Raw genomic sequence first — 25,378 nt, forward strand, 5'->3', positions numbered from 1 at the left:
TTTTATTGTTACTGTTAAGTATATTTTTTCTTCTGATGTCAGATATTTTACTGTGATATGTGAGTTCTTCGGGAATTTGAACGAAGTGAAAATGAAAAAATGCGGGAGCATTTTCGTGTCCGTCTAACGCTGCAATTGTTTGATTCGGAATAGTTATTTTGTGAGTTTTTTTCTTGTTACTGTTAAGTTTATCTTTCTGTTTTGTATTGAGATACGTGAGTTCTTCGGGAATTTGAACGAAGTGAAAATGAGAAAAACAGATTTCTTTGAGCTTATTTCCTACTGCTATGCTATAATCTCTACAGTGGGGCCGGACTGTTTTATTGAAGTTTCAATTGATGCTGTAAGGTATCTTATCTTTATGGATAATGAAAATTAACAGAGCATTTTGGGGATAGCAATAGAGCCAATATTTTGTGTTATTCCTGAAAAACTCCATATATTTTAATGTATACGGGCTAATATCTTCATTGAATGTATGGAAAGTATAATTATCCCTGTGTTATTGAAGAAGGGTCAATATCAATAGAGGTAATTGAAGAAGACGGATTGCTCATATACAGGAGAGTCTGTGGGGATGATACCCGGGAGCTAGTACTTTCATCTCCTGATGCTGAGTTAATAATAAATCCTGTCGAACCGGTGAACCTTCCAAAGAATATTACCCGCTTTTTGGAGCTTGAATTTGATAAGGTTATTATGGCGCCTGAATCCGAAGATGATTTTTATGTAACATACCCTATAGAAATAGGTGTTTTTTTAAAATTAGGTAAGAATATATCAATACTGGATATTTTTTCTCAGGTTAAAAGTAAATACTCAATCTATGGTTCTCCTAAGGCAGGAGTGGTTGCCAAGTGGCATAAAAGCAAGTTATATAAAATGATGCCGGAGACTGACATTTTTAAGGAGGGTGTAATGTCCTTAAGAATATTAAATCCTGAAAGAGAGGTTGTTGAGGTTTCAAAAGCCGTATTTGATAGTTACGGTATGAAAATATTTTACAATGACTGGTCTGTTACGATGTCAGCAGAAATGAAGGTCATGGTAAAAGGTGAAGCAGAGACAAGGCTTATTAATGCACCTGTTGTTGAAGGGACGGATCGGGCGATAGATCTCTATTATGGCAGGGATATTCCTGTTGTAGGAAAATTCTATAAGATGAAATGGGGTTACTGATGATAACTGAGACTATTAATGGCATTCTTTATACTTCAGTCGGTCAAAATGAATATTTTACTATTTATACCATTGATTTGTTATATTTTGTAATAATCCTGGTAACAGCTTTTATTATTGCATCTCTCTTATCCAGAAAAATCAAAAAAAGTCTATATGGCAGGATTTCTGTAAATGAACGGGAGAAAGCCTCCAAGATTGTATATTTAGTCATTGTGTTTTTAGGGTTTTTTATTGCTCTCCCTCATCTTAAAGGTATAATTAACCTGTCAGGACTGCTGATTGCAGGTGGATTTTTAAGTATAATTATAGGTCTTGCAGGTCAGACGGTAATTGCAAATTTCTTTTCCGGGACAATATTGTTTTTTGAGCAGCCGGTTAAGATTGGAGATAATGTTGGTGTGGGAGATACTTTTGGAACTGTTGAGGATGTCAGGATTTTATCAACAATTATTAAGACATATGATGGAGTTCATACAAGAATTCCAAATGAAACTCTTTTCACTTCAAATATCACGAACTATGTTGTTAATGTTGGAAGAAGATATAAATATTCTATCAGAATCAGCTACGCGGATGATGCTAAAAAGGCTATAGAGATTATCTCCAATGTGATAGATGATCATCCCTTTGCTCTTAAAAGTCCTTCACCTTCCATATTCGTTGACGAACTTGGAGATAATGGAGTTCTATTAAGTGTCAGGATCTGGTCTCCCTCATCGGAGTGGTGGACTGTCAGAAAAGAGCTTTTATGGAATATAAAAGTAGCTCTTGATGAGAACGGCATTCAGATTCCGTTCCCGCAGAGAACTCTCTGGTTTCCGGAAGGGACCGGTTCAGTTGAAATGCAGGATTAGAATAACCAGACAACTTAATTTTTTTATTGGCATCTGCTCTTTTTTGGTGTACTGAGGATTTCGGGAAAATGTTGTGTCCATCAAATGTCTGCAATTGCTTTTATTGAGATGAAGAGTCTTTTTTTGTTTTTTTTGTTATTAGGTATTTGCTATATCCTGATCATGATCAGTCACAAGGTGAATGGACAGGCACTGCTCCTGTTGTTTTTCTGTTCTGAGGATATTATTAAAAAAACAATCCTCCCGGACGAGGCTACCCGGATGGGTAGCGTCCAGTCCGGCTATCATGATTAAGCAGGTTTCGAAGAAACCAGCGATTGGGTTGCCCCGGAGGGGCTTATACTTTAATAGATCCAAAAAGTGAAATGTCTAAATTTGATTATTAAAAAATGGGTTAAATGAAAATTCTTAGGATAATCAATCCTTTTTAAATGAAATTTTATTCTTAATTGCCTTTCTCAAAACCTCTCTTTTTACAATAATGACTGTGCCAAAAATTCCCAGGAATATGTTGAAGTAATACAGGATAAGACGCCACAGAACAACGAATACACCAACTATTGATGAAGGTATGAAAAGGCCGTATAAAGAGGTTGCAGAAAGCTCTGCAATACCTGAACTTCCGGGTGTCAGTGGAATCATCATAATTATTGCAATAATTATCTGTGCCACGAATGACTCAACAATATGAGGACCTTCACCGAGTCCCATAAGGATGAGGGATGCAATGAAAAATTCGCTGAACCAGTAGATTATTGTAAATATTGATCCCCAGACAAGACCTATTTTAGAATGGCTCACATATTTTTTTAATGCCGTATTGAAGTTGTCAACCTCTGAATCGATACCCTGGGTAAGTTTTTCAACTTTTTCAGCATGCCAGCGTTTTGTAAACCAGCCTGATATTTTTTTAATGAGATTTTTGAGAAATGCCGGATTTTTTACAGAATATGCAAAAAGAATCACAAATCCCATAATCATTGCCCACATGAAAAACAACGGGAGTGCAATTGAAAGTCCTAATTCTTCCGAACCTATCCACAGCATGAACATGGCTATGCCGCCTATTATTCCAAGCAGAATCCCGTCTAAGACTCTTTCCATTATCACTATTGCTGTTGCGTCTCCAATCGGGACTTCAGCTCTGTATAGCTCATGTATTCTTACAGGCTCCCCACCGGCCTGTGAGGGCGTTACAGCTGCCACAAGCAGATTTGCAAAGACCATATTGAGGCAGTGCAAAAAAGGAACCTTATAACCCAGTGATTTTGACATGAACTTTATTCGAAGTCCCCATGCACATAGTGCCCCCATATGCAGAACAAGCGCTGCCAAAAGATAAACCGGCTGAAGTTTGCTGAGATATTGTATTGTATTTTCGTCAACTGTGAAGTATAAAACCAGGACCAGAACTAAGATACTGAATGTAATCGAGAGTGCAAGCCACTTCCACTGATTTCTGTCCATTTATTTCTCCGGATATATCTGAAAATGTTTGTCCTCCGGATATAAACCCTTTAAGGTTTTCATACTGTGAAAAGACTCCTGTTGCCTGTAATTATAAGGAGCCCCGAGCGGACAGCTGCATCCAAAAGCCCGTATCCATAGCTGAAATGTGCAAGGGCGTTTGTATATTTCTTTTCTGATAAATTCAATTCACCCTCTGAGAGGAAGTCTCCCGCGCTTTTCAGGATATGGAGGGTGAAAACATTGAGAGGACTCTCTTTATCTGACGCGATTGCGACGGAATTCAGGGCTTCTGTGAGCATTCTCCTGTACCTGGTTGTTTTCTCATAAAGATGGGAAAAGAGGTTATCCTGCATATTTTCATCAAAACACGGGAGTCTTTTCTCCGGCAGTTCTCCTTTCAGAAGGCCTGATTGTATTCCGAAATCGAGCCATCCAAAACCGTATGCAAAAGATGCATGTGCATTTACCATGTCACCTGAATTTATAAAAGAAAGGCCGTCTTTTCTGTATGCGGATGCCATCTCCAGGATCTCTTCTGAAAGTCTGAAGTAGGGAGTATCCCTGCCTGCAAAAATTACAGTCAGTTTTAGTTCTGACTCAAGCATTTCTCCGAAAATTTCCGGTTTCATAAGTCTGCAAAGTTTTCCAGATATTCTTTTTCCATCATATGAAGGGTTGCGGGTACTGCCATTACATGAAGAGGCTTACCGAAATCTGCAGATTTGAGTTTATCTCCCCCTCCTGCAATAACAACAGGGTTATCCGAACCTGCACGTGCCATTCCTACATATATTTCGGGGGCATGTTTTTTTGTTTTCTCTGCCATCTGCTCTATAACAGATACACCTTCTCCGACTGTCATATACCTGTCTGGTTTTATGTCCAGGAATACAAGGGTATGAAGGTCCTGGGCGATGTTATTTAGGATTGTGTCAAGCGGTGTTGTCGGAAACCAGTTCTTTTCAGGATAGGGTATGGAGCATGACTTTCCGAATCTGTAGTTCTGAAGGCCGGAAAGTCCGCATACAGCACTCTGTATTGAAGCCCCGTGAATGATTTTTGTTGGAATACCTCTTTCTTTTGCCCTGATCCTGATGTCGGAATGAGTTGTTGAGACCATAGGGTCCCCGCCTGTGAGAAATACAGCCTCCCCTTCTAAAGCAGCAGTTAGTATATTATCCGGATTTTTTTCAACATCATCGCGTCCGAGAATGTGTATTTTTTTTCCGTAATATTCTTCCATCTTTTTTACGTCTGCTCCCATTAAGCGTGAGGTATAGCCCTCAAGGAATACTGAATCCGCGCTTTTTATGGCATCAAGCCCTTTTATTGATATATCTTTCTCATCGTAGAGTCCGAGACCTATGAATGTAAGCATAATTTCCCTCAATTTTTAGAATCGTATAGTATGTATTTATCTTCAAAGAGAAAAAAGAGAATAGTTAGTTTGTGGGTAAAACCACAGACATACATCCGAACGACTGGAATGTCTTTGGGGTACCGGGGATATGCTGATTCATCGCTATTATGAACAGATGCTGAAAAAGGAGCTGAAAAGTCTCCCTGATTCGGTTTGTTTCATGATAACCGGTGATGATATCATCGGTACCCCGATGAAACCAGAAGAGGTGATCGGGTGGTGCTTAAATCTTGGTATTTCAAGAGTTATTTTTCATATTGACACTGATTCAGTCGAATCTGTTCTTCCATACATTGACTGCCTGAGAAACATCTCTAAGGCCGCACGCCTGACTCTCTGTTATGATGACACAGAGGAAGTCTCGGGTGAAGGCGCAGATGTGTCAGTTGCAATCGGCATGAGTGGAAAAGAAGAGATAATCCGTGCGATACGCAGGATGGCAGAGGACGGTATAGATCCTGAATCTGTAGATGAAAAAACAATTGAGTCTTATCTTAACTTTAAATTTGAACCGGATCTGGTTATAAAAACAGGCGGAAGTCATCTGACTGACTTTTTAATATGGCAGTCTGTTTATTCTGAATTGTTCTTCTCAGATGTAAACTGGAAAGAGTTCCGGAAAATAGATCTTTTAAGGGCGCTTCGTGATTATCAGTTAAGAAAAAGACGTTATGGAAAGTGACCTTCCCTAAAGCGCTGGTCGTATAATCTCACTCCACGCAGGAGATCCATTTTGCGAAACATCGGCCAGTAAGGTGCACAGAAGTATACAGCCGATTCATTTCCGTTGGCAAGCCAGGGTAAAAAGTTTGAAGTTCTCTTTTCGTTGCCTGTTCTTATTATGAGGTCTACCTGAGGGATATTCACATCGCGGTAGAGGTTTTCTTCTATTGTTTTATTGCTTATATCGCCGGGGGCTATTTTTCCATCTTTTATCATTGAAAGAACCGAGCGTGTTGCACATACTATCTCGTTTCTGCCACCGTATGCTATTGCAAGATTAATTGTAAATGCATCGTAGTCTTTTGTTAATTGCTCGACTTTCTCTATCTTTTCCAGAAGATCTAAAGGCAGAAGGTTTCTGTCACCGACCATCTGAATTTTAATTCTGTTTTTGTGAACCTTTTCGTCAGATGCAGCTAAGAGGGCTTTTTCTGCGAAAAGTTCGAAAAGTTCACGAAGTTCTGATTCTGAACGGCTGAAGTTTTCAGTTGAAAAACAGTACAGGGTGATATGTTTCACACCTATTTCTTTTGCCCAGTCAAGGACTTTTTCAGTTGTTTTTGCACCAAGTCTGTGTCCTGTGGATACATCAATTCCCATTTCTTTTGCAAATCTTCTGTTTCCGTCCTGGATTATTGCAATATGCCGGGGAACATATTTTATTTTCCTGAAGAGATGCCTCTCATATGCCCTGTCTGTTAATTCCCTAAATTTTGGAATCACTTTAACGGAGTCACCTCTACAACCATGCCATTGTTTGGATACTTCTCTATTATCTTTTTCTCACCTGAAAAATCATCTGCAAAGTCGGTTAAAAGCCACCAGGAAAGTTCGATGTGATCATCAAAGGATTCATACATATCATCCTCAAGATCTTCGGGCAGATCCCCTTCAGGAATCCAGTATCCGTAAATTACTGTGCCGTCATCTGTAATCTCATCAAACGGCCTTGCAGTATTTTTGGCGATTCTTTTAAGCCTCTCACGTAACTGTACCGAGTCTTTGAATGTTGATGAGCACCAGTGAACCTTTTTATCTGCTGATATGAGTTTTTCTGCCCATTCTTTAGCGCCGGGGACAGCATTATGATAGTCATCCTCGAGGCTGTATCCCATCTTTCTCATCTCATCAGCATTTGTTTCGCTCCATTCGAGCTCGTTTATATTGAGATAGTCAAGATAAGGGAGAGCCGGGATTAAATATTCAAGTCCCGGAAGAGAGGGGACTTCAATTGTGACCTCAAATCCCATCTCCTTTGCAGTTTTTGCGGATTTGATGTAGTCTGTTGATAATATGTCCTTCCACAATTCCTGCGGGGGATGCATTCTCAGTTCATCAACAAGTCCTTTTAATTTCAGGAGTGTCTCTTCAGAGGGTGCAGTTCCTGTATAGAGGTGTATGTGGTGCTCCTGCCCAAACTCCTTTTTTAAGAGGCGGCAGCAGTAGACAACTCTGTCTGTCTCTAAAAGCGCTTCTCCTCCTGTAACACCTGTACCAAGAGCGCTCATCATTTTTGCCTCGTCTATTATATCCTGCGGAGCCTTTACAGGTCTGTCGTTTACCCAGGTCTGATCATTTCCTTTTCGTTCATAGGATATCGGGCAGTACCAGCAGTTTTTATTGCATTTTCCTGTAATGAACAGAACCATCTTGGCACCCTGGTGGCACTGCTGACATCCTTTACTGAGCACCGGCACCCACCGCTTCAACAATTCTTCTGGTTACAAATTCACGTCCCAGTGCTTCCAAAAACCATCCTGCACGCGGACCTCTCTCCTGTCCCAAAATTGCCTTGTATATGCATGTGAAGATTGATTTAGGGTTTATGCCGGCCTCTCGCCTGTTTTATAGACGGCGTTGTGAAGATCTGCGGCAATCCACTCAGGGAGTCCTTCCATCTTTGAGACGAGAATTTCAAGAGCATATCTTTCTTCCTCTGTAAATGTATAGACTTCCTGCGGGAGTTCTTTCTGGACTGTGAATCTGACCATCTCGGGTGCATACTGTTCAACCCAGATCTTCGCACGCTGTGCTCTCTTCAGGATTGCATCACGGTTTTGTACATTATATCCGCTTCTTCTGAGAATTTCTATTATGGATTCGTCATCCTTTGCAATCTGGACAACTGTTACAAGATGCTTAAACGGAAGGTCTGTTGCAACATTTGAGATTTTTGAGAGTTCATACTCGCGGCTGTCTGCTTTCTCCGCCAGTTTTGCATATTCTTCAATGAGGGCTAAAAGTCCCATTCCCGGATCAAATGAGATTGCCTTTTCCGGTTTGCTCCTTACAATCAGATACCTTAAGACATCCGGCGGGACTATTTCAAGCATAGAGGATATTGTTATTGCAACGCCGGTTGATGATGCCATTGCACCTTTTCCCTTGAGGCTTATCCATTCATATGCAACCGGATACGGAGCCTGTCCTTTGAATATTTTCTCAACAATCTCTTTTCCTGTATCAAATGATCCGCCAGCTGCGGCATGATCCTTACCAAAGGGTTCTACTGTTACGTTGAGATTTGCCCACCGCATGGGCCAGTCCACACGCCATACCAGTTTTCCCTCACCTTTTGAGTAGTCGCACTCTCCCTCGTAACCGCAGTCACACCTGTATGTTACAAGGTGTTTTTCGGGATCATGGCCCAAAATTTCGGCATTGCTGATCTTTTTGCATTTTTTGCATATCGGGTAGAATGGAACCCAGCTGTCAGGTAGCTTTCTTCTTGAGACCCGTTCAAGGATCTCCTTAATCTCAGCAGCATTTTCAAGAACGGTTTTTATCTCTTCTGTAAATTTGCCTGCCCTGTACAGGTCGCTTGAACGCAGAACTGTCGGCTTTACGTCCAGTTCCTCAAGTGCCTGCAAAAACGGCTCAAGAAAATGTTCCGCATAGCTCTTGTGTTTTCCGCAGGGGCATGGGATATCGCATATCGGAAGTCCGATATACTGCTCATAGCTTTCCGGAAGGAAAGGATAGACTTTTCTTAAAGGATCAAAATCATCAGCGTTGTATATTAACTCAACATCAAGTCCTCTCTCTTTCATTGCCTTATATACGAGATCGCCTGTGACGACCTCTCTCATATTGCCCAGATGAATCGGGCCTGACGGGGTGATTCCGGTCGCTATTCTGTGCGGGATGTCCTGTGGCACCTCGGCAGCACAGACATCTGCCCAGTGGACTTTCTCATTTGTATTTGCAACTGACTTTTGCATGTTGCTTATATATTTGTCAGTTTAAGATTAACAATATGTGTATTTGATCAGATTTTTTTAAAATTCGGGTTTATTTATATAAAAAAATAATGAGGTTGTGGTTTTGCTTCAAAAAAATATAACGGTGATACTGGAATTATGAGATCTATTGGTCGGGAAGAAGGACTTTCAGATGTTGTTGGTTTTATCCTCATACTTGGTCTGCTGACTATAGCAATGTCGGTATATGTTGTTTATGAAGTGCCAAATAAGGGTCGTGAGGATGAGATTCAGCATATGAATGGTATTAAAGACCGATTTGTGGACTATAAAATATCCCTGGATTCCCTGTGGATAAATTCGGTAAGTTACAATAATAATGCAGGTCTTAGTAATGTCCAAAATCAGTATTCTGTATATGGTGTTTGTTTAGGAACTTCATTTAATCTTGGAAGCGGAGGGGGATCTTATTCCGGCCAGAATACACTTATGCCTTTTTTCACTCCAATTCCGTCTGCGGGTGAAATGGAGGTTGATGAAACTCATGGTAGTATTACTATCTCGGTAGAAGGAGTGGAAGAGTACTCCGGGAATCTGGGTTCACTAAATTATATCTCGGATAATAATTACTGGGTCAATCAGGAGTATTATTATCAGATGGGTGGTGTGTTTCTGAGACAGGAAAGCGGGATTACAATCCGTGTTGATCCATTGATCTCAATATATAATGTCAGTGGTGAAACTGCTGTTCAGATAACTCCTGTGAAGATAAACGGAAGCGGGATAATAAGTGGTTCCGGCCCGTTAAAAGTTGATACGAGGCTGAAACAAAACCCGCAGACATACGATGAAACACAGCATATTAGAAATATGGAGATAATTCTGACATGTGCAGATTCATATGAGTCTGCAATGTGGGACAGATACATTAAACGGATGCTGGCAGGGAATTCAATATCAGAAGGTCCCGGACTGGTATGTGATGTTGAAACCGTTGGTAATATAGTAACTATTACAGTTAACGGACCATTTGATACCGGTCAGAAGGATGTATTATTAGATCTTTATAATGCGGATTTTTCGGTTAGTTTCCAGAGTGTTGCATCAGGAATCTCGTGAGGAAATATTATGAGTACAGGTAAAAAAATTTATGATGATGAGGAGGCAGCCTCCGAGTTGATCGGAGTCATTCTTCTGATCTCACTTGCTATAATTGGTATTTCAGTAATTTCTGTCATGTTTTTTTCACAGACTTCATCAGTTGCAATTCCAAAGCTTGAGACTCTTGTGGGTTATGATGAAGGTTATGCTTATATTTACCATAACGGTGGTGACAGTTTAACTGCCGGTACATATTCAATTATGGTTGATTCAGGCTCGGGGTATGAGGATAAGACTTTGGATTTTGACCCTGAGGTGATAGATGACACCGTCTGGTCAACCGGAGAGTCACTTGTTTATCATTATGGCGAAAATCAACCTGAATCAATAAATCTGATATATAATGGTGAAGGAGAGGGAACTCTTATCACATCAACACCGCTTGTTTATTCACAGAACGGCGGGGTATCGGCAGGTACCGGTGATGAAGGTATAACTGTGATTTTTCCGGATGATCTCGGTGAAGATTCAAACCCTATTGAGATAATTAGTCCTTCTTCATCAGAAAATCTTTATTATGGGTACATTAAAACTACATGGCACGGTACCGTTTACTATCGAAATAGTCAATATGATAATCTCATTACCGTATTTGTTGATAATTCAGAAGGTTTTGTTGCAGATGTTGTAAATTATGTTGTTTACAATTATGATACTGTAGATCCCAATAATTTTGATGATGATGTTCTAGAAGGAACAATGTCAGTTAATTCATCACTTGGATCAGGATTTGATCATTTTAGTGTCAATCTCAATAATTTAGATGTTCTCAATAATTTAGGTGATTCTTGGACTACTAGTCCTCCTGATGGTTTCAATGCTATTTTGAATATCGTTGCATATAATACTACAACTGGACAGACATTTTCAAACTCAGGCGAATATTATGTAGTTGGTATATTGGTGTCTTAGTAATGAAAGGTGTAAGAAATATTTCAGAAGGAATGTCAGACACTGTCGGAGTCGTCATCTTAATTGCAGTTATGGCAGCAGTCATAGGTATTGCAGGTGTTGCATTTATTTCAGGAATTAATACTGACAGGACTCCTGTTGTTCTTATAAATCAGGATATGGTGGCAGACGGATCGGACATTTATGTTGTTCTGGAAAATGAAGGCGGCGACACTCTGATTCGGGAATTTACCAGGATTTACATAGAGGGTGAGGATGTCACATCCGATTTTAAAACACCGGAGGGAAGCGACTGGGAATTATTTGCGAGCAGTGACGAACTCCGGATGTTATGGGAAGAATCCGAACTACCACAGGATGTAGGAATATTAAGTTATCAGGACCCGCAAAATCCTACAATAATTTATATCACAGGAGATCCATTCCCTGAACTTTCAGGTTTGCCAACGGCTGAGCCAACGTCAACTCCCGGACCTGAAGATCCGCCTGAGGCTCTGTTTTCTGCAACGCCGCTTTACGGTGGCGCACCTTTAACTGTGAACTTCACAGATGCCTCTATCAATTCTCCAACATCATGGTTATGGAATTTTGGTGATGGCTTTATATCCACTGAACAAAATCCTGTTCACAACTATACCACATTTGGAACATTCACAGTGAGTCTCATTGCAACAAATGATTATGGCAATGACACAGAAACAAAAACTGATTATGTCACAGTAGTGCCTTCGCTTTCATGTAATAATACCGGACTTAACGGCTATTATTTCAATGGAATAAACTTTGCAGGGACTTATGTTTCAAGAAGTGATGAAAGGATTGTTTTTGCTGACAATGCTGCCAACACGAGCTATTTAAATACTGCAACTGATATTCCTAACTGGCCGGTAAACATAATCGGCAGTGCAGAACTTTTCAGTGTAATGTATGAAGGTTATCTTGTTATTGATAAAGAGGCTGACTATACCTTCTACCTTACATCTGATGACGGTTCAAATCTCTGGATCGACAATACTGATGATTCAGACACTCCTGTTGTATACAACTGGGGTCTTCATTCGGCTCAGACAAATTCATCAACGATTCATCTCACGGCCGGTTATCATCCTGTTAAGGTAAAGATGTTTGAGAATAACGGGCTTGCTGTTTTCCATCTCGAATGGGAGTCTCCTGATTTTTCAAGGAGATATGTTGAATCATTCTGCAGGGACGACAGTTGTTCACACCCTGATGTGGATTTTGTATCCGATGTTCAGATTGGAAATGCTCCTTTCACAGTAAACTTTACTGACCTCTCAACAGGGGCACCAACATTATGGTTCTGGGACTTTGGTGACGGCACTAATTCAACCGAGCAGAATCCTGTTCATGTATATCAGAGCATTGGAACGTATACAGTAAACCTCACAGCATCAAATATCTACGGTTCGGGTATTGAAAGCAAGACAGAATATATTCAGGTTTTAACCGATCTCCCCTGCCAGAACACAGGTTTCAGAGCCTATTATTATGACCGTATGGATTTCTCTGGAAATTTATATGAAACTACCAATCAGATAATTCGTTTTGCAGACGATAATGCGGTCAATGATTATGGATTTGTAAGTGAAATTCCAAACTGGCCTGAACCAATAATTGGAAAAACAGACCTTTTCAGCGTGGTATATGAAGCATTTCTTGTAATTGATACAGAGGATGACTATACTTTTTATCTGACATCCGATGACGGTGCAAGAGTTTCTTTGGATGGTTCTCTGATTATGGATAACTTTGATGTTCATCCGCCGGAGGAGGTCAACTCCACAGTTGTACATCTGGTACCGGGATATTATCCGATGAAGGTTGAGATGTATGAACAGTATGTGCATGCTGTATTGCAGCTTGAATGGTCTTCCCCGCAGTTTTCAAGGGAATTTATTCAACCCTTTATTCAGGATGATACATGTGGTCCGGTCCCGTTAGCTGAATTCTTTGCCACTCCGCTTTCCGGAATTTCGCCTCTGAGTGTTGAATTTACAGATCAATCAACAGATGTGCCAAATTACTGGTTCTGGGATTTTGGAGACGGTACAAATTCAACTGAACAAAATCCTGTGCATATATATTCCTCTGTGGGAGTTTACAATGTAAGTCTTAAGGCTTCAAACCAGAACGGTTTTGACTATGAGTATAAGTCTGATTATATAACAGTTACAGACTTTCCGCAGCCTGCCGCCTGGTGGAAGTTTGATGAGGCATCCGGAACAACAGCTGTTGATTCCTCCGGAAACGGAAATGACGGAGTAATAAGCGGCACATATTCCCGTCCGGCAGGTGCGTGCAACAGTTCACTTGAATTTGACGGTGAGACTACCTATGTTTCCGTACCTGATGACAGTACGCTTGACACATCTGATAAAGTGACGATGTGTGCCTGGATATATCCTGAATTGCCTGTAAATAAATCAGGAATTACAGAAGAGTACAGGGATTATGTTTCCCTTCTTGACAAGGGCAATAATGCAGCAGGCAATTATGAATTTTTCATGAAGAAAACGGATACCATAAGTCGTTTCACATTTGAAGCAGATAATGGTGACAACCTTTATCATCTTGATGGAGTTCCCTATGAATATAATCGCTGGCAGCATTTTGCATGTGTTGTTGATACCGATTCCGGAACTGGAGAGGTTTATATAAATGGAAACAGTGCGGGAACATTTAACTTGCCACCTTCACTAATTCCCAACGATGAGCCTGTTTATATTGGAATGCAGATGATATCCGGTGGTTATCCTGAGTGGGCCACATTCAACTTCAAAGGCAGAATGGATGAGGTCATGCTCTATACAACAGCTCTCTCTGACAGTCAGATCAGCACAATTTATAGCAAATGCACTCCGCCTCCCGTGCCGGTTGCAGACTTCAGTGCAGATCAGACAATTGGAAATGTTCCCCTGAATGTTGCATTTACAGATCTTTCAACAGGTTCCCCAAATTCATGGCTTTGGAACTTTGGTGACGGAGGTACATCTTCTTTAGAGAGTCCTTCTCATACCTACACATCCGCCGGCTCATATAATGTATCCCTTACTGTGATGGGTGACGGCGGGATTGATTCGGAGCAGAAAACAGAGTATATTACAGTAAACCAGGCGTTGCCTGTTGCAGACTTTACAGCAGATCAGACGACAGGCGACTTTTCACTGGATGTAACATTTACTGATCTTTCAACAGGTTCCCCCAATTCATGGCTTTGGGACTTTGGTGATGGAAGTACATCCACTTTAGAGAGTCCTTCTCACACTTATTCATCTACAGGGGTATACACTGTTACACTTACTGTGACAAATTCAGCCGGTTCTGATACTGAACAAAAAAGTGATTATATATTAATAACCGGAATTCTGCCGGAAGCAGGCTTTATAGGAGTTCCTACATCCGGTGCAGCTCCCCTGACAGTTGCCTTCACTGATCATTCAACAGGATCGGTGTTGCCTTTTACTTCATATGAATATCTTTGGGACTTTGGTGATGGGGGGACATCAACCCAGCAGAATCCATTTTATGAATACACATCGCCGGGGTCCTATACTGTAAAGTTAACTGTTTATACCTATATCTTTGGATCGTGGCTTGTTGATGAGTCTACAGTGGAAAAAACAGACTATATAGATGTTTTAATTCCTCTTATTGCAGATTTCTCTTCAGTAGAACTGGGAAGTAGTGGAAAAGTAACATTTGCTGATGAATCTACCGGATCACCCACATCCTGGCTCTGGAACTTTGGTGATGGAGGGACATCTACTCTTCAGAATCCTCCTCAGCATAGTTATTCTAAAGGAAGTACGTATACAGCGACACTTACTGTTTACAGAGATTCATTGAGCAGCAGCATTAGCAAATCAATAAGTGTCTAATAAAAAAAGTAAAAAAAATAACAATAAAGAAGGATATAAAATTTATCTCTTCTTCTTTTTATCTTTCTTTGTCTTTGTCTTTGCCATTGTCAGTGTAGTATTGGTTAGCTCGGACACCCTCTGTTGAAGTCCCGGATCTGTCAATGATACCGGATACTGATGAGAAAGATCTCTTTTTGTATCATACAGGCGACCAAAAGAATAAAAAGTTTAAAGATTATTACAACAACAGGTCGGGTTTGGGATGATTTTGGACAAAAAGAGTGATGAAGGTCTTTCGGAAGTGATTGGGTTTATTATGATCCTTGCTTTAATCATGATTTTTATCTCAATCTGGGTGATTTATGCTGTTCCTGCGGAGGGTCGGCAGCAGGAGATCGAGCAAATGGATGAGATCCAGAACTGGTTTACACAATTTAAAATAACCGCGGATTCACTGTGGATCAATTATGATAGTGATTCAGGTCTTGGTCCGAAGGACATAACGATCTCAAATTCAATGGTGCTGGGCTCTCAGGGGGGAGCTACACACAGTCAGGGTATGTTTATGGTATTTATGCGGCCGTTTGGATCATCAGGGACGATTCTGCTTGATAATAAATCCGAATGGATTAAAATAACAGATAATACTGAAGGTACTGTTGTGGATGAGGAGATAATGAGTGTTCAATATGAAGCCTCGAATACGTACTGGATATCACAGACATACTATTACCAGGTGGGTGGTGTATTCCTTAAGCAGAGTGACGGGACAGTAAACCGGGTGTCTCCTCTCATCTATTTTTATCCGGCTGTTGACAAGGCAAAAATTTATATTACAAATATTGAGAGAGCACAATCAGGTACAAATTCAATCAGCGGCGAGGGCCCGGTTCGTATTGATACTGTATTGATTGATAAATCAGAGAAATTTACTGTTTCAGATGAACCAGTAATAGAACTGACACTGAGGGATAATTCGGCTGCAAAGGCCTGGTGGAATATTCTGAAAGAACTTGGAGCTACTGTTGATCCGCCTGCTGATAAAACAATTACAATAGATAGTCTGGATGAAATTGATTATTATTACGTGAATTATACTGTCTCATTGCAGTCAGTTGCAGCTGCTTATAGCTGAAATAAAAGGTCTGGTGTTATCATGTCCAAAATTATTGCGAGACCAAAAACAGGAAAGCATGAAGATGGATGTAGAGAAGATCACAGTCAGGGGGGAGTTTTATCCGTTACTAATCATGATCATGCAGTATCCGAGCTCATTGCCGCTCTCCTGTTAACTAGCATCATCGCCGTTGGGATTGGATTTATTGCCGTTTCTGTCCTCTCTGATCCTTCTCCTTCAGAGATCCCTTCACTCAGTGCTGAACTCGCAAAGCGTGAAGCAAATGTTGTTCTTATACATGACGGGGGAGATCCTCTATACAGGCAGACGTCCCGGATAATGATCGACGGCGTCGATCGGACTGACAATTTTAAAACACCTGAGGGTGATGACTGGGTGACATTTTCAATCGGAGACCGGCTTGAAAGCTCGATACTGCTTACAGAGGATACAGAGGTTCTGATTGTTTATACCGGTTCTGAAAGCCCGTCGGTTATTCAGGCTATAAACCGTCAGCCCGGACCCCTTGCACCAGTTGCAGACTTTACAATAAATCCTGCTTCTGGATATTTTTTCCAAATGTTTTCATTTACCGATCTTTCAACCGGCAGTCCTACTTTATGGTCATGGGACTTTGGTGATTACACTAATTCTACTGAAAGAGATCCCACGCACAGATATAGCAGTGCAGGAACATATGAGATCAAACTGACCTCATGCAATGAAGGTGGCTGTAACTCAACCACAAGGAACATAACGATCTTTGGATTTTCAGATTATGTGGTTAATGAGAGTGTCTTTGTGTATGGGACCAAACTGGATTTTAACGGGGCCAGCATTACCGGGGAAGGGTCGACAATTATCATAATCGGGGATCTCTTATCCTCCGATCTGAATAGTAATGCAAAGATCTACGTTTCAAATATCTATATTAATGGCTCAGTCGATCTTTCTGGCAGTCAATATCTTGGTTCTACAACTCGTCCGGAATTGATCTATATCACCGGAGATCTGGAACTGGACGGAGCAAGCAGAGTTTATGGCACTGACATTTACGTGGATGGTTTGGTTGATTTAGATTCAAATATTTATGGAAATCTCTATACCAACAGCAGCCTTAATTTTAACAGCGGTCATATTTACGGTGGAGTTAATGTCAGTGGGGATTTTTCTGTGACAGGTGGAAATATTCATGATAATGTTTATGTGGATGGTGATTTAACACTGGGCTGGATTCCAACAATTGATGTAGATGCATACATCTACTATACCGGTTCAATTAATCATCCGGGATGGTACCCCCAGTATATTCTTGACAAATGTGTTCATGTACCGTCTGTACCCGAATTTTCAATGCCTGTATTTTTAGACATTCCAATCCCATCTCCAAAATCAGATTACTGGTATTCTTCTCACGGATATGTATCAGGCGGAGATCTTATGGAAGGAATAAGGATATTCTCTCTATCGGATTATTCAATCTCGGAAAAGTGGTACTACGGCTCAAATAATGCAACAGATATTGTTATTGTTTCAAAGGAAGGGGATATAGATTTGAACAATTTCTGGTCCATTCCTGTTAAGGGTGTGATTTTTGCACCTAATGGAAGAGTAACTTTCACAGGCAGTAATTTTGAAGGAGTCGTCATTGCAAGGGATGGTTTTTATGTGCCAAGCGGCAGCAGTGTAATTGTCTTCAAAAACCTCGATGAATATATCAGCGATCCGGATGACTATCCATTCTGACCGATTCATTTTTTTATGAAAGTCAGATTCTAATATTTTGATTTACAGGTATTCCATCCTGCCTGATTTAAAATTTTTCCCATTAATGATTTTTAAAATTCGTCTCAAAGTTTGTCTGCCTAATCTGTTGCTTATTGCTGTTGTCACTGCTATCTGTCTGTTTGATAAATAATTCCTGGCAAAAAGGGACACACAATCTATTTAAATCCCTGTGAATATTTAGAATATACTAACCTGTATTGCTGAATTGCCGGGGGCATGTCTTACTAACCATTCAATGTATTAATGCGGTCGGGGGGTTGGAGCATTTGAAGAGAAAAAGTATTGCCGGAAATAGTATTGATCAAAGCGGAGCTGTTTCGGATCTTATTGGAGTTATTTTGATGGTTTCGCTTGTTGTTGTTGGTCTGGGCTTTGTAAGTGTATTTATTTTAAGTCTGGATACCCCTGTTGAAGTTCCGAGCATGTCAATGATACCGGGTACTGATGAGACAGATCTCTTTCTCTATCACTCCGGCGGGGACTCGCTTAAAAGAGGAGAATTTTTTGTCCGTGTTGACGGGGTGGATTATCATGCAGATGATATTTCTTCTTTTGGTCAGGATGGGATCCCGGAAGTGGGTTGGGATTCCTGGGATCTGGGTGAATCGCTGGAAATAGGAGATAAAAGTGATTATAAACAAATTCAGATAATCTCCACAATTGGTGGTCAGGAAAGCCTGATAGCAGGCAGTGGTCAGGCCGTAGTTACAGCTGGACCTACCGGAACCGGAACTTCTACATCAACTCCTACTCCTACGTCCACTCCGGGATCTATTCCTGTTGCAGCCTTTAGCGGCTCTCCTCTTTCGGGAGCTTCTCCTCTGAGTGTCACATTTAGTGATAGTTCAACAGGCACTCCAACATCCTGGCTTTGGAATTTCGGTGACGGCGGGACTTCTACTCTTCAGAATCCTGTGCATTCCTACGCGTCTGCCGGAACATATACTGTAAGTCTCAGGGCAACGAATGCATACGGTTTTGATTATGAGAATAAGACTGCATATATCACTGTCGGGACGGCCCCTGTTGCAGACTTTACTGCCAATGTTACCTCAGGCATTGCACCTCTGACAGTGAACTTTACTGATCTTTCCACCGGCAATTCGACCTTATGGTCCTGGGACTTTGGTGACGGCGGTACATCGTCATCACAGAATCCTGTCCATATTTATAATTCAGGCGGGACATATAACGTCACCCTCATGGTGTTGAACGGGTATGGCAATGATACAGAGGTTAAGACCGGTTATATCACAGTAACAGATTTGCCACAGCCTGCTGCCTGGTGGAAATTTGATGAAGCCTCCGGAACAACTGTTCTTGATTCATCCGGAAACAACAACGACGGAATAATCAGCGGGTCTTATTCACGTCCGACAGGTGCGTGCAACAGTGCACTCGACTTTGACGGAACAAGTACCTATGTGTCAGTTCCTGACTCAAATACACTGGATGCCCCGAATTACATTACATATGCCGCGTGGCTGATGCCCAAACCTCCGCTGGCACCCTATATTCCTAATTATACATCCCTTATTGACAAAGGTGAGAATGATGTTGATAATTATGAATTCTTTATAAGCCGGCTTGGAAGCACATCCGAATTCGCATTTGAAACATACTCCGGAGGACTTCTGGATTACACTACTAATGCCTTTGACTATGAGTATGGAAAATGGCAGCATGTTGCATTTGTGGCAGATACTGGTGCAGGGACGGCAAAACTTTATATCGACGGAGAATATGCCGCAACACTTACATCATCTCTGCCTTCATCATTTGCGACAAATAATAATGCTCTGACAATTGGAATGCAGCAGTATGGAACCTATACTTTCCGGTATAAAGGAGTGATGGACGAAGTGATGCTGTTTACAACAGCACTTACAGACGATCAGATTCGTACGATTTATAGTACATGTACTCCGCCTCCTGCCCCTGTTGCAGACTTCTCTGCCTCACCTGTCTCAGGAGTTTTGCCTCTGAGTGTCACATTCACAGATCTTTCAACAGGCTCTCCCGACTCCTGGCTCTGGAACTTTGGCGACGGGTACACATCCACATCACAGAATCCTGTTCATATCTATGGCAGCGGAGGAATTTATGATGTTACACTTACTGTAAGCAGTGCCGGAGGATATTCCGTTAAAACAGTTGAGAATATGGTTACTGTGAGTTCCCCTGTCCCGCCTGTTGCAGCCTTTAGCGGCACTCCTCTGGATGGCAGCAAACCTTTGAGTGTCACATTCACTGATAGCTCAACTGAAACTCCTACTTCCTGGCTTTGGGATTTCGGTGACGGCGGTACATCCACATTACAGAATCCTGTGCATGTTTACACTGTCAGGGGGCGATATACTGTGTCTCTTACTGTTTCAAATGCTTATGGAAGTGACATTGAAAGCAAAGACAGATATGTCCGCGTCAGAAATTAAAAAAATATTTTTAAAAGAATTTTTTTATTGCAAAAATTACTTTTTCCCTTTCTTCTCATCTTTTTTTTTATTTTTGCCATTTAAAGAATATCAACAATATATTTACCGCCAGAACCCATCTGCATTATCATCCCGTTTCCCTCTGCGAGTTTTTCGATATTGAGTTCATAGAACCTAGGTTTACTGGTGCTCTGATCTTATGTATTTTCAGCAATAATTTCAATGGATTTATTTTCAAAACTTCTTTGTGAATATTATCTTTTATGATATCCGGAAATTTTTTGCCGATGCAAGATTTCTCTTTGCTGCAACCCTGTGCAGAATAATTTGTAAGCGGTTTTACTCATCTGAAAGTAATTAAAAGACCAGTCTAAAGGAGATTCATCTTCAGGATATTGTATTTAGGTGACGGAAATCATATTAAATCATAAAATCCGTCTAAAAAAGTTAAGGAGAAAAGATATAAGGAGATATAAAGAAGAAATTATTTCTTCTTCTTTTTCTCTTTCTTTGGTTTCGCCATCGAAAGAATATCCACAATATATTTATCGTCAGAACCCATCTGCATTATCATCTCATCACCCTCTGCGAGTTTTTCGATATTGAGTTCATAGGAGCCCGGACTTACAACCCTGATGCTCTCTATTCTGTCGTAAATCTCGGTTTTTCCTTTTTTTTCGGGCTTTATCTCGATAATTTCTTCTTTTGTCTCTTCAGCAATTTTGTCGATGGACTTCTCTTCCAGAACATCTTTGTGAATATCATCCTTTCTGACATACAGAAATTTTTTGCCGCCGCAGCTTGGACAGCCTTTTAATATATCTGTTGAGCCTTCCTTAAACTCCCTTCCACACTGTGTACACTTATGCGGCATCCGTTATACTCACCTTGAAGAGACCCATGTGCTGATGAGGTCTTTGTCTTTCTTTAATGTCTTCATCTGATTTGCAGGCCCTATGACTGTCATACGTCCTGTGGAGCTCTCTTTCTTTCCGAAAAGCCCTCCGAAAAGTCCGCCCTTATGGTGTTCGGAAGCGCCTGCGGAGTAAGTCTCCATCTCAATTCCTGCAAATCCGTCCGGGGTTATTTCATGCATTGTGGTTTCGACAAGCAGGCTCTGTTCATCAGGAGTCAGGCCCTTTTCAAGCACAACAACATTTCCTTCCATAACCTCGTCTAAAATAAGTCTGATTTTTTCGAGTGTTGTTAAGTTTTCGAGACGTTCTGATGAGATAAGATCAATTTGTACACCCTGAATCATTTTAAATCACCCAAAGTACTCGATCATTTTTTCGTAAAGCTCTTCCACGTTGTTGCCTTCAAGACCTGATATTGAAATCACAGGATGCTGTGGGAATGCACTTTTGATCCTTCCGGGGGCTGCATCAGGGAGATCATTTTTATTGGCTATTATAATTACAGGAAGATCACGGCTTTCGATGATTCCGACAAGCATAATATTTACCTGGATGAAGGGATCCTGGGTTGAATCAAGCATGTAAATGACGCCGTCAATATCTTCCCTTAACCAGTGCATCGCCTCTGCAACGCCTTCTGTTGCTTCACGTGCCCTGACAACAGCCTCATCCTGTTCAATTCCGTATTCTAAAAATTCCTTATAGTCAATTTTTGTGGTGACACCGGGGGTATCAACAACGTCAATTGTTACAGAATTTCCCTTCTCGTCTGATATTACAACGCCCTCTTTGCGGCGTGCACGGCGTGTCTCATGTGGAATTTCACTGACAGGCCCTACAGCATCCCCTGTCCAGTCTCTTACAATCCTGTTTGAAAGAGTGGTTTTTCCTGCATTAGGAGGTCCGTATATACCTATTCTCATCTGCTTCTTTTTAAAAATCCCGCGATATAGTTTTGAAATTTTTTTCCTGGTCTTTATAAGAAAACTCATATATCAATCTCCTGTTTATTGTTAAAACCCATCAATGTAATTACATTATGTACAGTATAGAATAATATCATGTTTCCTTTTAGTAAATAAGATTTCTATTAAGTCCTGCTGTAAACCGGCATTTTTGAATTTTTGCTTTGCTCCATTTATTCAGGTTTTTTTATGAAAAGAAATTGTCATTACCCTTTTATACTGACAGGATCATAGGGTAAATTGTAGCCCTCTCTTATGCTTTGAGAGGCGAAAATCTGCTGTAGGATATGGCAGAAGACGGAGGTGATCATGTGAGTGAAAACAGAATTGACACAAGCCGCTTTCAGATTGACGTTCCCATAAAGGAGGTCATGAAGTACAACCCTGTAACCATCAGTGCTGAAGCAACCGTATGGAAAGCAGCGGAGAAGATGTGCTTAAATGATGTGGGTAGTTGTATTGTTTTACAGAATAATGTGCCTAAAGGCATAGTCACAGAGGAAGATCTTACCTGTAAAGTCGTTGCAGTTAACAAAAAACCGTCTGAAGTATATGTAAGTGAGATTATGAGTACTCCTCTGATAACAATTGACTCTGATAAGACAGTTGGTGAGGCAACTCATATGATGGTTTCAAATAAAGTAAGAAGACTCCCTGTTGTTGAAAAAAACAAAGTTGTTGGTCTTGTTACTGTTCGTGACATCCTCTCTGTCTCAAATGAGCTGAATGAAATAATGTCTGATCTTATCAAGGTAAATCATGATTATGATGATTCAATGACAGGTGTTTGTGATGTCTGCGGAAAAATGTCTGATGACCTGACATCTGCTGACGGAAGACTCGTGTGTCCCGGATGTATGCAAAATGACGACAATGATTAGAAATTCTAATCCGGCCCTGAATATCAGAAGGGTAATATGAAATCACGTTTTTCCGGTAATTTCCGGCAGAACCTGATTTGTATTGAATTAAAAAAAGTGTAATACAGAAATTTCATGTGAAGATGAAAAATCTTTTCTAAAAAATTTCTGATGATAAATTGTACCAATAAGGAAATGATACAATAGAAACCGAAATTTTTTTAGATAAATTCTATTCGGTTTTTTCAATAGGAAATGATTTCATGCAGAAGGAAGTGAAAAACCACAATCTGGAATTAATGAGTATAGCAACCCGTGATGTGATCTCGGTTCCCCCGACGATGAGCATTCTGGGTGCTGTTGAAAAGATGACCCAAATGGGTTTTCGAAGGCTTCCGGTAACTGATTCCGGAACAAACAAGATTATTGGAATTGTGACTGCAGGTGACATTGTAAATTTCATGGGAGGCGGTGAGAAATTCAATCTTGTATCTGAGAAGCACAAAGGAAACATGATAACGGCCTTAAATGACAGTGTCCGTGAGATTATGAGCACAAAACTTCTGACACTAAAAGAGAGTGCCAGAATATCAGATGTTGCAAAGACAATAGTTGAAAAAAAATGCGGCGGGATACCAATTGTAAATGACGATGGTATCCTTAAAGGAATTGTAACTGAAAGGGATATTCTAAAAGTATTCTGTAAGATTCCAAATTATCTCAGTGTATCAGATATCATGACACGTTCCCTTCATGTGACAACTCCTGATTCCAATATATCTGGTGTAACAAAAGAGATGGTGACAAAGAAGGTCAGACGTCTTCCTGTGATAAGCGGGGATGTTATCTTTGGTATTGTAACAGCAATGGATATAATGAAATATGTGGGCGACGGAGAGGTTTTCAGAGAAATGGTGACAGGAGACGTATCTGATGTTATGTCTGTTCCTGTAAGAAAATTAATAAACGGAGACCTCTATACAACAACGCCTGAAGAAAGCATAAGCCGGGTTGCCGCTGAGATGGTGGGAAAAGGTGTTGGTGCCTTTCCTGTAATTGAAAATACCCGTCTTGTCGGTATTATCACAGAATTTGATCTGGTAAAGGCGCTTTCTGAAGAGTAGCACAGAAATAATTAAAGAATAAATTAAGGATATCCGGGAGAGAAAAATCAAATTTATATTGTGATCATATAATTCATCCGCCTGGCGCATCCACAATAAAGGAATCTGTGAAAGTTCAGATGATCCTAAAAGGTGCTTAACCTAAATTAAATGAAAATCACTTTGTGATTTATATGAAACAGCGTCTGAAACATTCGTTTCATGAATGTTTTTTGCAGGTTTCCTGCGCCATGAGTGGTAGGACGGAGAAAAGACAGAGAATAATAACTACCAGAAAAATTTCAAATAACCCTTTCAGAGGTGTAATAAAATGGTTGAAAAATTATTGATAAAAGATGTTATGTCAAAACCTGTAACTATTGCAAAGTCTGCAGTAATTACTGAAGCTCTTGATAAAATGCTTGATTTAGGTGTCGATCCGCTTGTTGTAACAAACAACGGCGGAGTTGCCGGCACAATATCCAGAAAAGCAATTGCAGATATTCTGGGGAGCAAAAAGACATCTGGAATTTCTCCGACTCAGATTCATGTGGCAAACAAACTCGATGAGGACTTTACGTCGGCCTATCCTGATCAGGATGCGGAAATACTTATACCGCTTCTTCAGGAATACAAAGTTGTGGTGGTTCTTGATGAAGAACACAGGCTCCTTGGAAAGGTTGATGCAACAGACCTTCTGTCTTTTGTGCTACCTGAAGGCACTGCTGAAAAACTCATGCAGATTCCTCACACAATTCATCCCGGCGATCGTGTTGTCCACCTTCGCAGAAAAATGATGGACGACAATATTACCAAATTTGTTGTTATAGATGAGGAGAATGGTAATATTTCAGGAGTCGTGACTGAGACTGATATTGCAAAATCGATGAGGAATTTCCGCGAAGCAGTCGGCGGAAATCACCAGGAGTATCAGGTCAGAAATATGTTTGTCAGTGAAATTATGACCAGCCCTGCAGTTACTGTCGATATAAATGCAGGTATTGAAGAGATAAAGGATCTGATTGTAAAGAAGAGAATAAGTTCTGTTCCTGTCATAAAAGACGGGAAACTTACTGGAATAATCTCAAAAGAATCACTTCTTGTGGCTCTTTGAAAATTAAAAATCCCTTTTTTTAAACCAGCCCTTCGGCTCATCTGTGTTTACTGCAAATACTGCCGGAAATCTTTCAGGTTCAAATCTAAAAAAAGCCAGATTATAATAGTTTTAAAAAAAAGTATTTCGGGAGGAAGAAATGAAGAGAATAAAACCTGTCACTCCGGTAAGTGATGTTGCAAAACTACTCTCCAATATGGGCAATACCGGCTTTCAGGGGAGAAAACTTGGGGAATCGCTTGACATCTGGACTCAGATGATAGAGGATGATTCCTG

22 protein-coding genes and 1 pseudogene are annotated in these 25,378 nt (G+C 40.6%); 13 read left to right on the forward strand and 10 right to left on the reverse strand.

What is annotated here, in order from left to right; all coding sequences use genetic code 11:
- Positions 1–232 precede the first annotated feature (232 nt).
- From ACTB1O_RS07405 to ACTB1O_RS07415, 3 genes are all read left to right on the forward strand, one after another.
- Complete coding sequence (locus ACTB1O_RS07405) at positions 233–379, forward strand: hypothetical protein (RefSeq protein WP_462994499.1); 147 nt, start codon at positions 233–235, stop codon at positions 377–379.
- A gap of 95 nt (positions 380–474) precedes the next feature.
- Positions 475–1,179 (forward strand): DUF432 domain-containing protein, encoded by a 705-nt coding sequence (locus ACTB1O_RS07410; RefSeq protein WP_462994500.1) that lies wholly within the window; start codon positions 475–477, stop codon positions 1,177–1,179.
- The gene (locus tag ACTB1O_RS07415; RefSeq protein ID WP_462994501.1) at positions 1,179–2,036 is read left to right on the forward strand and encodes a mechanosensitive ion channel family protein; all 858 of its coding nucleotides are present in this window, start codon (positions 1,179–1,181) and stop codon (positions 2,034–2,036) included. Before ACTB1O_RS07410 ends, ACTB1O_RS07415 begins: the two co-directional genes overlap by 1 nt.
- Before the next feature lie 417 nt (positions 2,037–2,453).
- On the opposite strand, the gene ACTB1O_RS07420 is transcribed toward ACTB1O_RS07415, so the two are convergent.
- Genes ACTB1O_RS07420 through dph5 form a run of 3 tightly spaced genes read right to left on the reverse strand, consistent with a single transcriptional unit; the run spans position 2,454 to position 4,884 of the window.
- Positions 2,454–3,503 carry a flippase-like domain-containing protein gene (locus ACTB1O_RS07420; RefSeq protein WP_462994502.1) on the reverse strand — a complete coding sequence of 350 codons (1,050 nt, stop codon included), beginning with the start codon at positions 3,501–3,503 and terminating at the stop codon, positions 2,454–2,456.
- A gap of 59 nt (positions 3,504–3,562) precedes the next feature.
- A complete protein-coding gene (locus ACTB1O_RS07425; RefSeq protein ID WP_462994503.1) occupies positions 3,563–4,135 on the reverse strand; it encodes a DUF357 domain-containing protein in 573 nt (190 codons plus the stop codon).
- Complete coding sequence (dph5, locus tag ACTB1O_RS07430; protein WP_462994504.1) at positions 4,132–4,884, reverse strand: diphthine synthase; 753 nt, start codon at positions 4,882–4,884, stop codon at positions 4,132–4,134. Before dph5 ends, ACTB1O_RS07425 begins: the two co-directional genes overlap by 4 nt.
- 130 nt (positions 4,885–5,014) lie before the next feature.
- On the opposite strand from dph5, the gene ACTB1O_RS07435 reads away from it, so the two are divergent.
- Complete coding sequence (locus ACTB1O_RS07435) at positions 5,015–5,608, forward strand: undecaprenyl diphosphate synthase family protein (RefSeq protein ID WP_462994505.1); 594 nt, start codon at positions 5,015–5,017, stop codon at positions 5,606–5,608.
- Here the strand turns inward: ACTB1O_RS07435 and uppS are convergent.
- The 3 genes from uppS to lysS all read right to left on the reverse strand — a co-directional run bounded on the left by uppS (position 5,596) and on the right by lysS (position 8,870).
- Positions 5,596–6,369, reverse strand: a complete 774-nt coding sequence (uppS, locus tag ACTB1O_RS07440; RefSeq protein ID WP_462994520.1) for a polyprenyl diphosphate synthase — start codon at positions 6,367–6,369, stop codon at positions 5,596–5,598. The two genes, ACTB1O_RS07435 and uppS, sit on opposite strands and share 13 nt — an antisense overlap.
- Entirely contained in the window at positions 6,369–7,340 is a 972-nt protein-coding gene (locus ACTB1O_RS07445; protein WP_462994506.1) for a radical SAM protein, read from the reverse strand. Before ACTB1O_RS07445 ends, uppS begins: the two co-directional genes overlap by 1 nt.
- A 132-nt stretch (positions 7,341–7,472) precedes the next feature.
- Positions 7,473–8,870 carry a lysine--tRNA ligase gene (lysS, locus tag ACTB1O_RS07450; protein ID WP_462994507.1) on the reverse strand — a complete coding sequence of 466 codons (1,398 nt, stop codon included), beginning with the start codon at positions 8,868–8,870 and terminating at the stop codon, positions 7,473–7,475.
- A gap of 138 nt (positions 8,871–9,008) precedes the next feature.
- Between lysS and ACTB1O_RS07455 the strand changes: the two genes are divergently transcribed.
- The 6 genes from ACTB1O_RS07455 to ACTB1O_RS07480 all read left to right on the forward strand — a co-directional run bounded on the left by ACTB1O_RS07455 (position 9,009) and on the right by ACTB1O_RS07480 (position 20,143).
- Positions 9,009–9,968, forward strand: coding sequence for a hypothetical protein (locus ACTB1O_RS07455; protein ID WP_462994508.1), 960 nt, complete (start codon positions 9,009–9,011; stop codon positions 9,966–9,968).
- Positions 9,969–9,977: 9 nt separating this feature from the next.
- A complete protein-coding gene (locus ACTB1O_RS07460; RefSeq protein ID WP_462994509.1) occupies positions 9,978–10,922 on the forward strand; it encodes a type IV pilin N-terminal domain-containing protein in 945 nt (314 codons plus the stop codon).
- Between the two features lie 2 nt (positions 10,923–10,924).
- Complete coding sequence (locus tag ACTB1O_RS07465; protein WP_462994510.1) at positions 10,925–14,821, forward strand: PKD domain-containing protein; 3,897 nt, start codon at positions 10,925–10,927, stop codon at positions 14,819–14,821.
- A gap of 250 nt (positions 14,822–15,071) precedes the next feature.
- Positions 15,072–15,938 (forward strand): hypothetical protein, encoded by an 867-nt coding sequence (locus tag ACTB1O_RS07470; RefSeq protein ID WP_462994511.1) that lies wholly within the window; start codon positions 15,072–15,074, stop codon positions 15,936–15,938.
- Between the two features lie 21 nt (positions 15,939–15,959).
- Positions 15,960–17,666, forward strand: a complete 1,707-nt coding sequence (locus tag ACTB1O_RS07475) for a PKD domain-containing protein (RefSeq protein WP_462994512.1) — start codon at positions 15,960–15,962, stop codon at positions 17,664–17,666.
- Between the two features lie 308 nt (positions 17,667–17,974).
- On the forward strand, positions 17,975–20,143 hold the full coding sequence (locus tag ACTB1O_RS07480) for a PKD domain-containing protein (RefSeq protein ID WP_462994513.1): 2,169 nt from the start codon (positions 17,975–17,977) through the stop codon (positions 20,141–20,143).
- Between the two features lie 80 nt (positions 20,144–20,223).
- Here ACTB1O_RS07480 and ACTB1O_RS07485 read toward each other — a convergent pair.
- The 4 genes and pseudogenes from ACTB1O_RS07485 to ACTB1O_RS07500 all read right to left on the reverse strand — a co-directional run.
- Positions 20,224–20,313: pseudogene (locus ACTB1O_RS07485) on the reverse strand (OapC/ArvC family zinc-ribbon domain-containing protein); the annotation flags it as partial.
- A 314-nt stretch (positions 20,314–20,627) separates the two neighbouring features.
- Positions 20,628–21,017: a Zn-ribbon domain-containing protein gene (locus tag ACTB1O_RS07490; protein WP_462994514.1), complete on the reverse strand. Its 390-nt coding sequence runs from the start codon at positions 21,015–21,017 to the stop codon at positions 20,628–20,630.
- A 9-nt stretch (positions 21,018–21,026) separates the two neighbouring features.
- Positions 21,027–21,404 (reverse strand): DUF2073 domain-containing protein, encoded by a 378-nt coding sequence (locus tag ACTB1O_RS07495; protein WP_462994515.1) that lies wholly within the window; start codon positions 21,402–21,404, stop codon positions 21,027–21,029.
- A 6-nt stretch (positions 21,405–21,410) separates the two neighbouring features.
- Positions 21,411–22,052, reverse strand: coding sequence for an Era-like GTP-binding protein (locus ACTB1O_RS07500; RefSeq protein ID WP_462994516.1), 642 nt, complete (start codon positions 22,050–22,052; stop codon positions 21,411–21,413).
- Between the two features lie 260 nt (positions 22,053–22,312).
- Between ACTB1O_RS07500 and ACTB1O_RS07505 the strand changes: the two genes are divergently transcribed.
- The 3 genes from ACTB1O_RS07505 to ACTB1O_RS07515 all read left to right on the forward strand — a co-directional run bounded on the left by ACTB1O_RS07505 (position 22,313) and on the right by ACTB1O_RS07515 (position 25,102).
- Entirely contained in the window at positions 22,313–22,906 is a 594-nt protein-coding gene (locus tag ACTB1O_RS07505; RefSeq protein ID WP_462994517.1) for a CBS domain-containing protein, read from the forward strand.
- A gap of 242 nt (positions 22,907–23,148) precedes the next feature.
- Positions 23,149–24,009 carry a CBS domain-containing protein gene (locus ACTB1O_RS07510; protein ID WP_462994518.1) on the forward strand — a complete coding sequence of 287 codons (861 nt, stop codon included), beginning with the start codon at positions 23,149–23,151 and terminating at the stop codon, positions 24,007–24,009.
- Between the two features lie 310 nt (positions 24,010–24,319).
- Positions 24,320–25,102 carry a CBS domain-containing protein gene (locus ACTB1O_RS07515; protein ID WP_462994519.1) on the forward strand — a complete coding sequence of 261 codons (783 nt, stop codon included), beginning with the start codon at positions 24,320–24,322 and terminating at the stop codon, positions 25,100–25,102.
- Positions 25,103–25,378 lie beyond the last annotated feature (276 nt).

The sequence above is a fragment of the Methanomicrobium sp. genome (assembly GCF_055145805.1).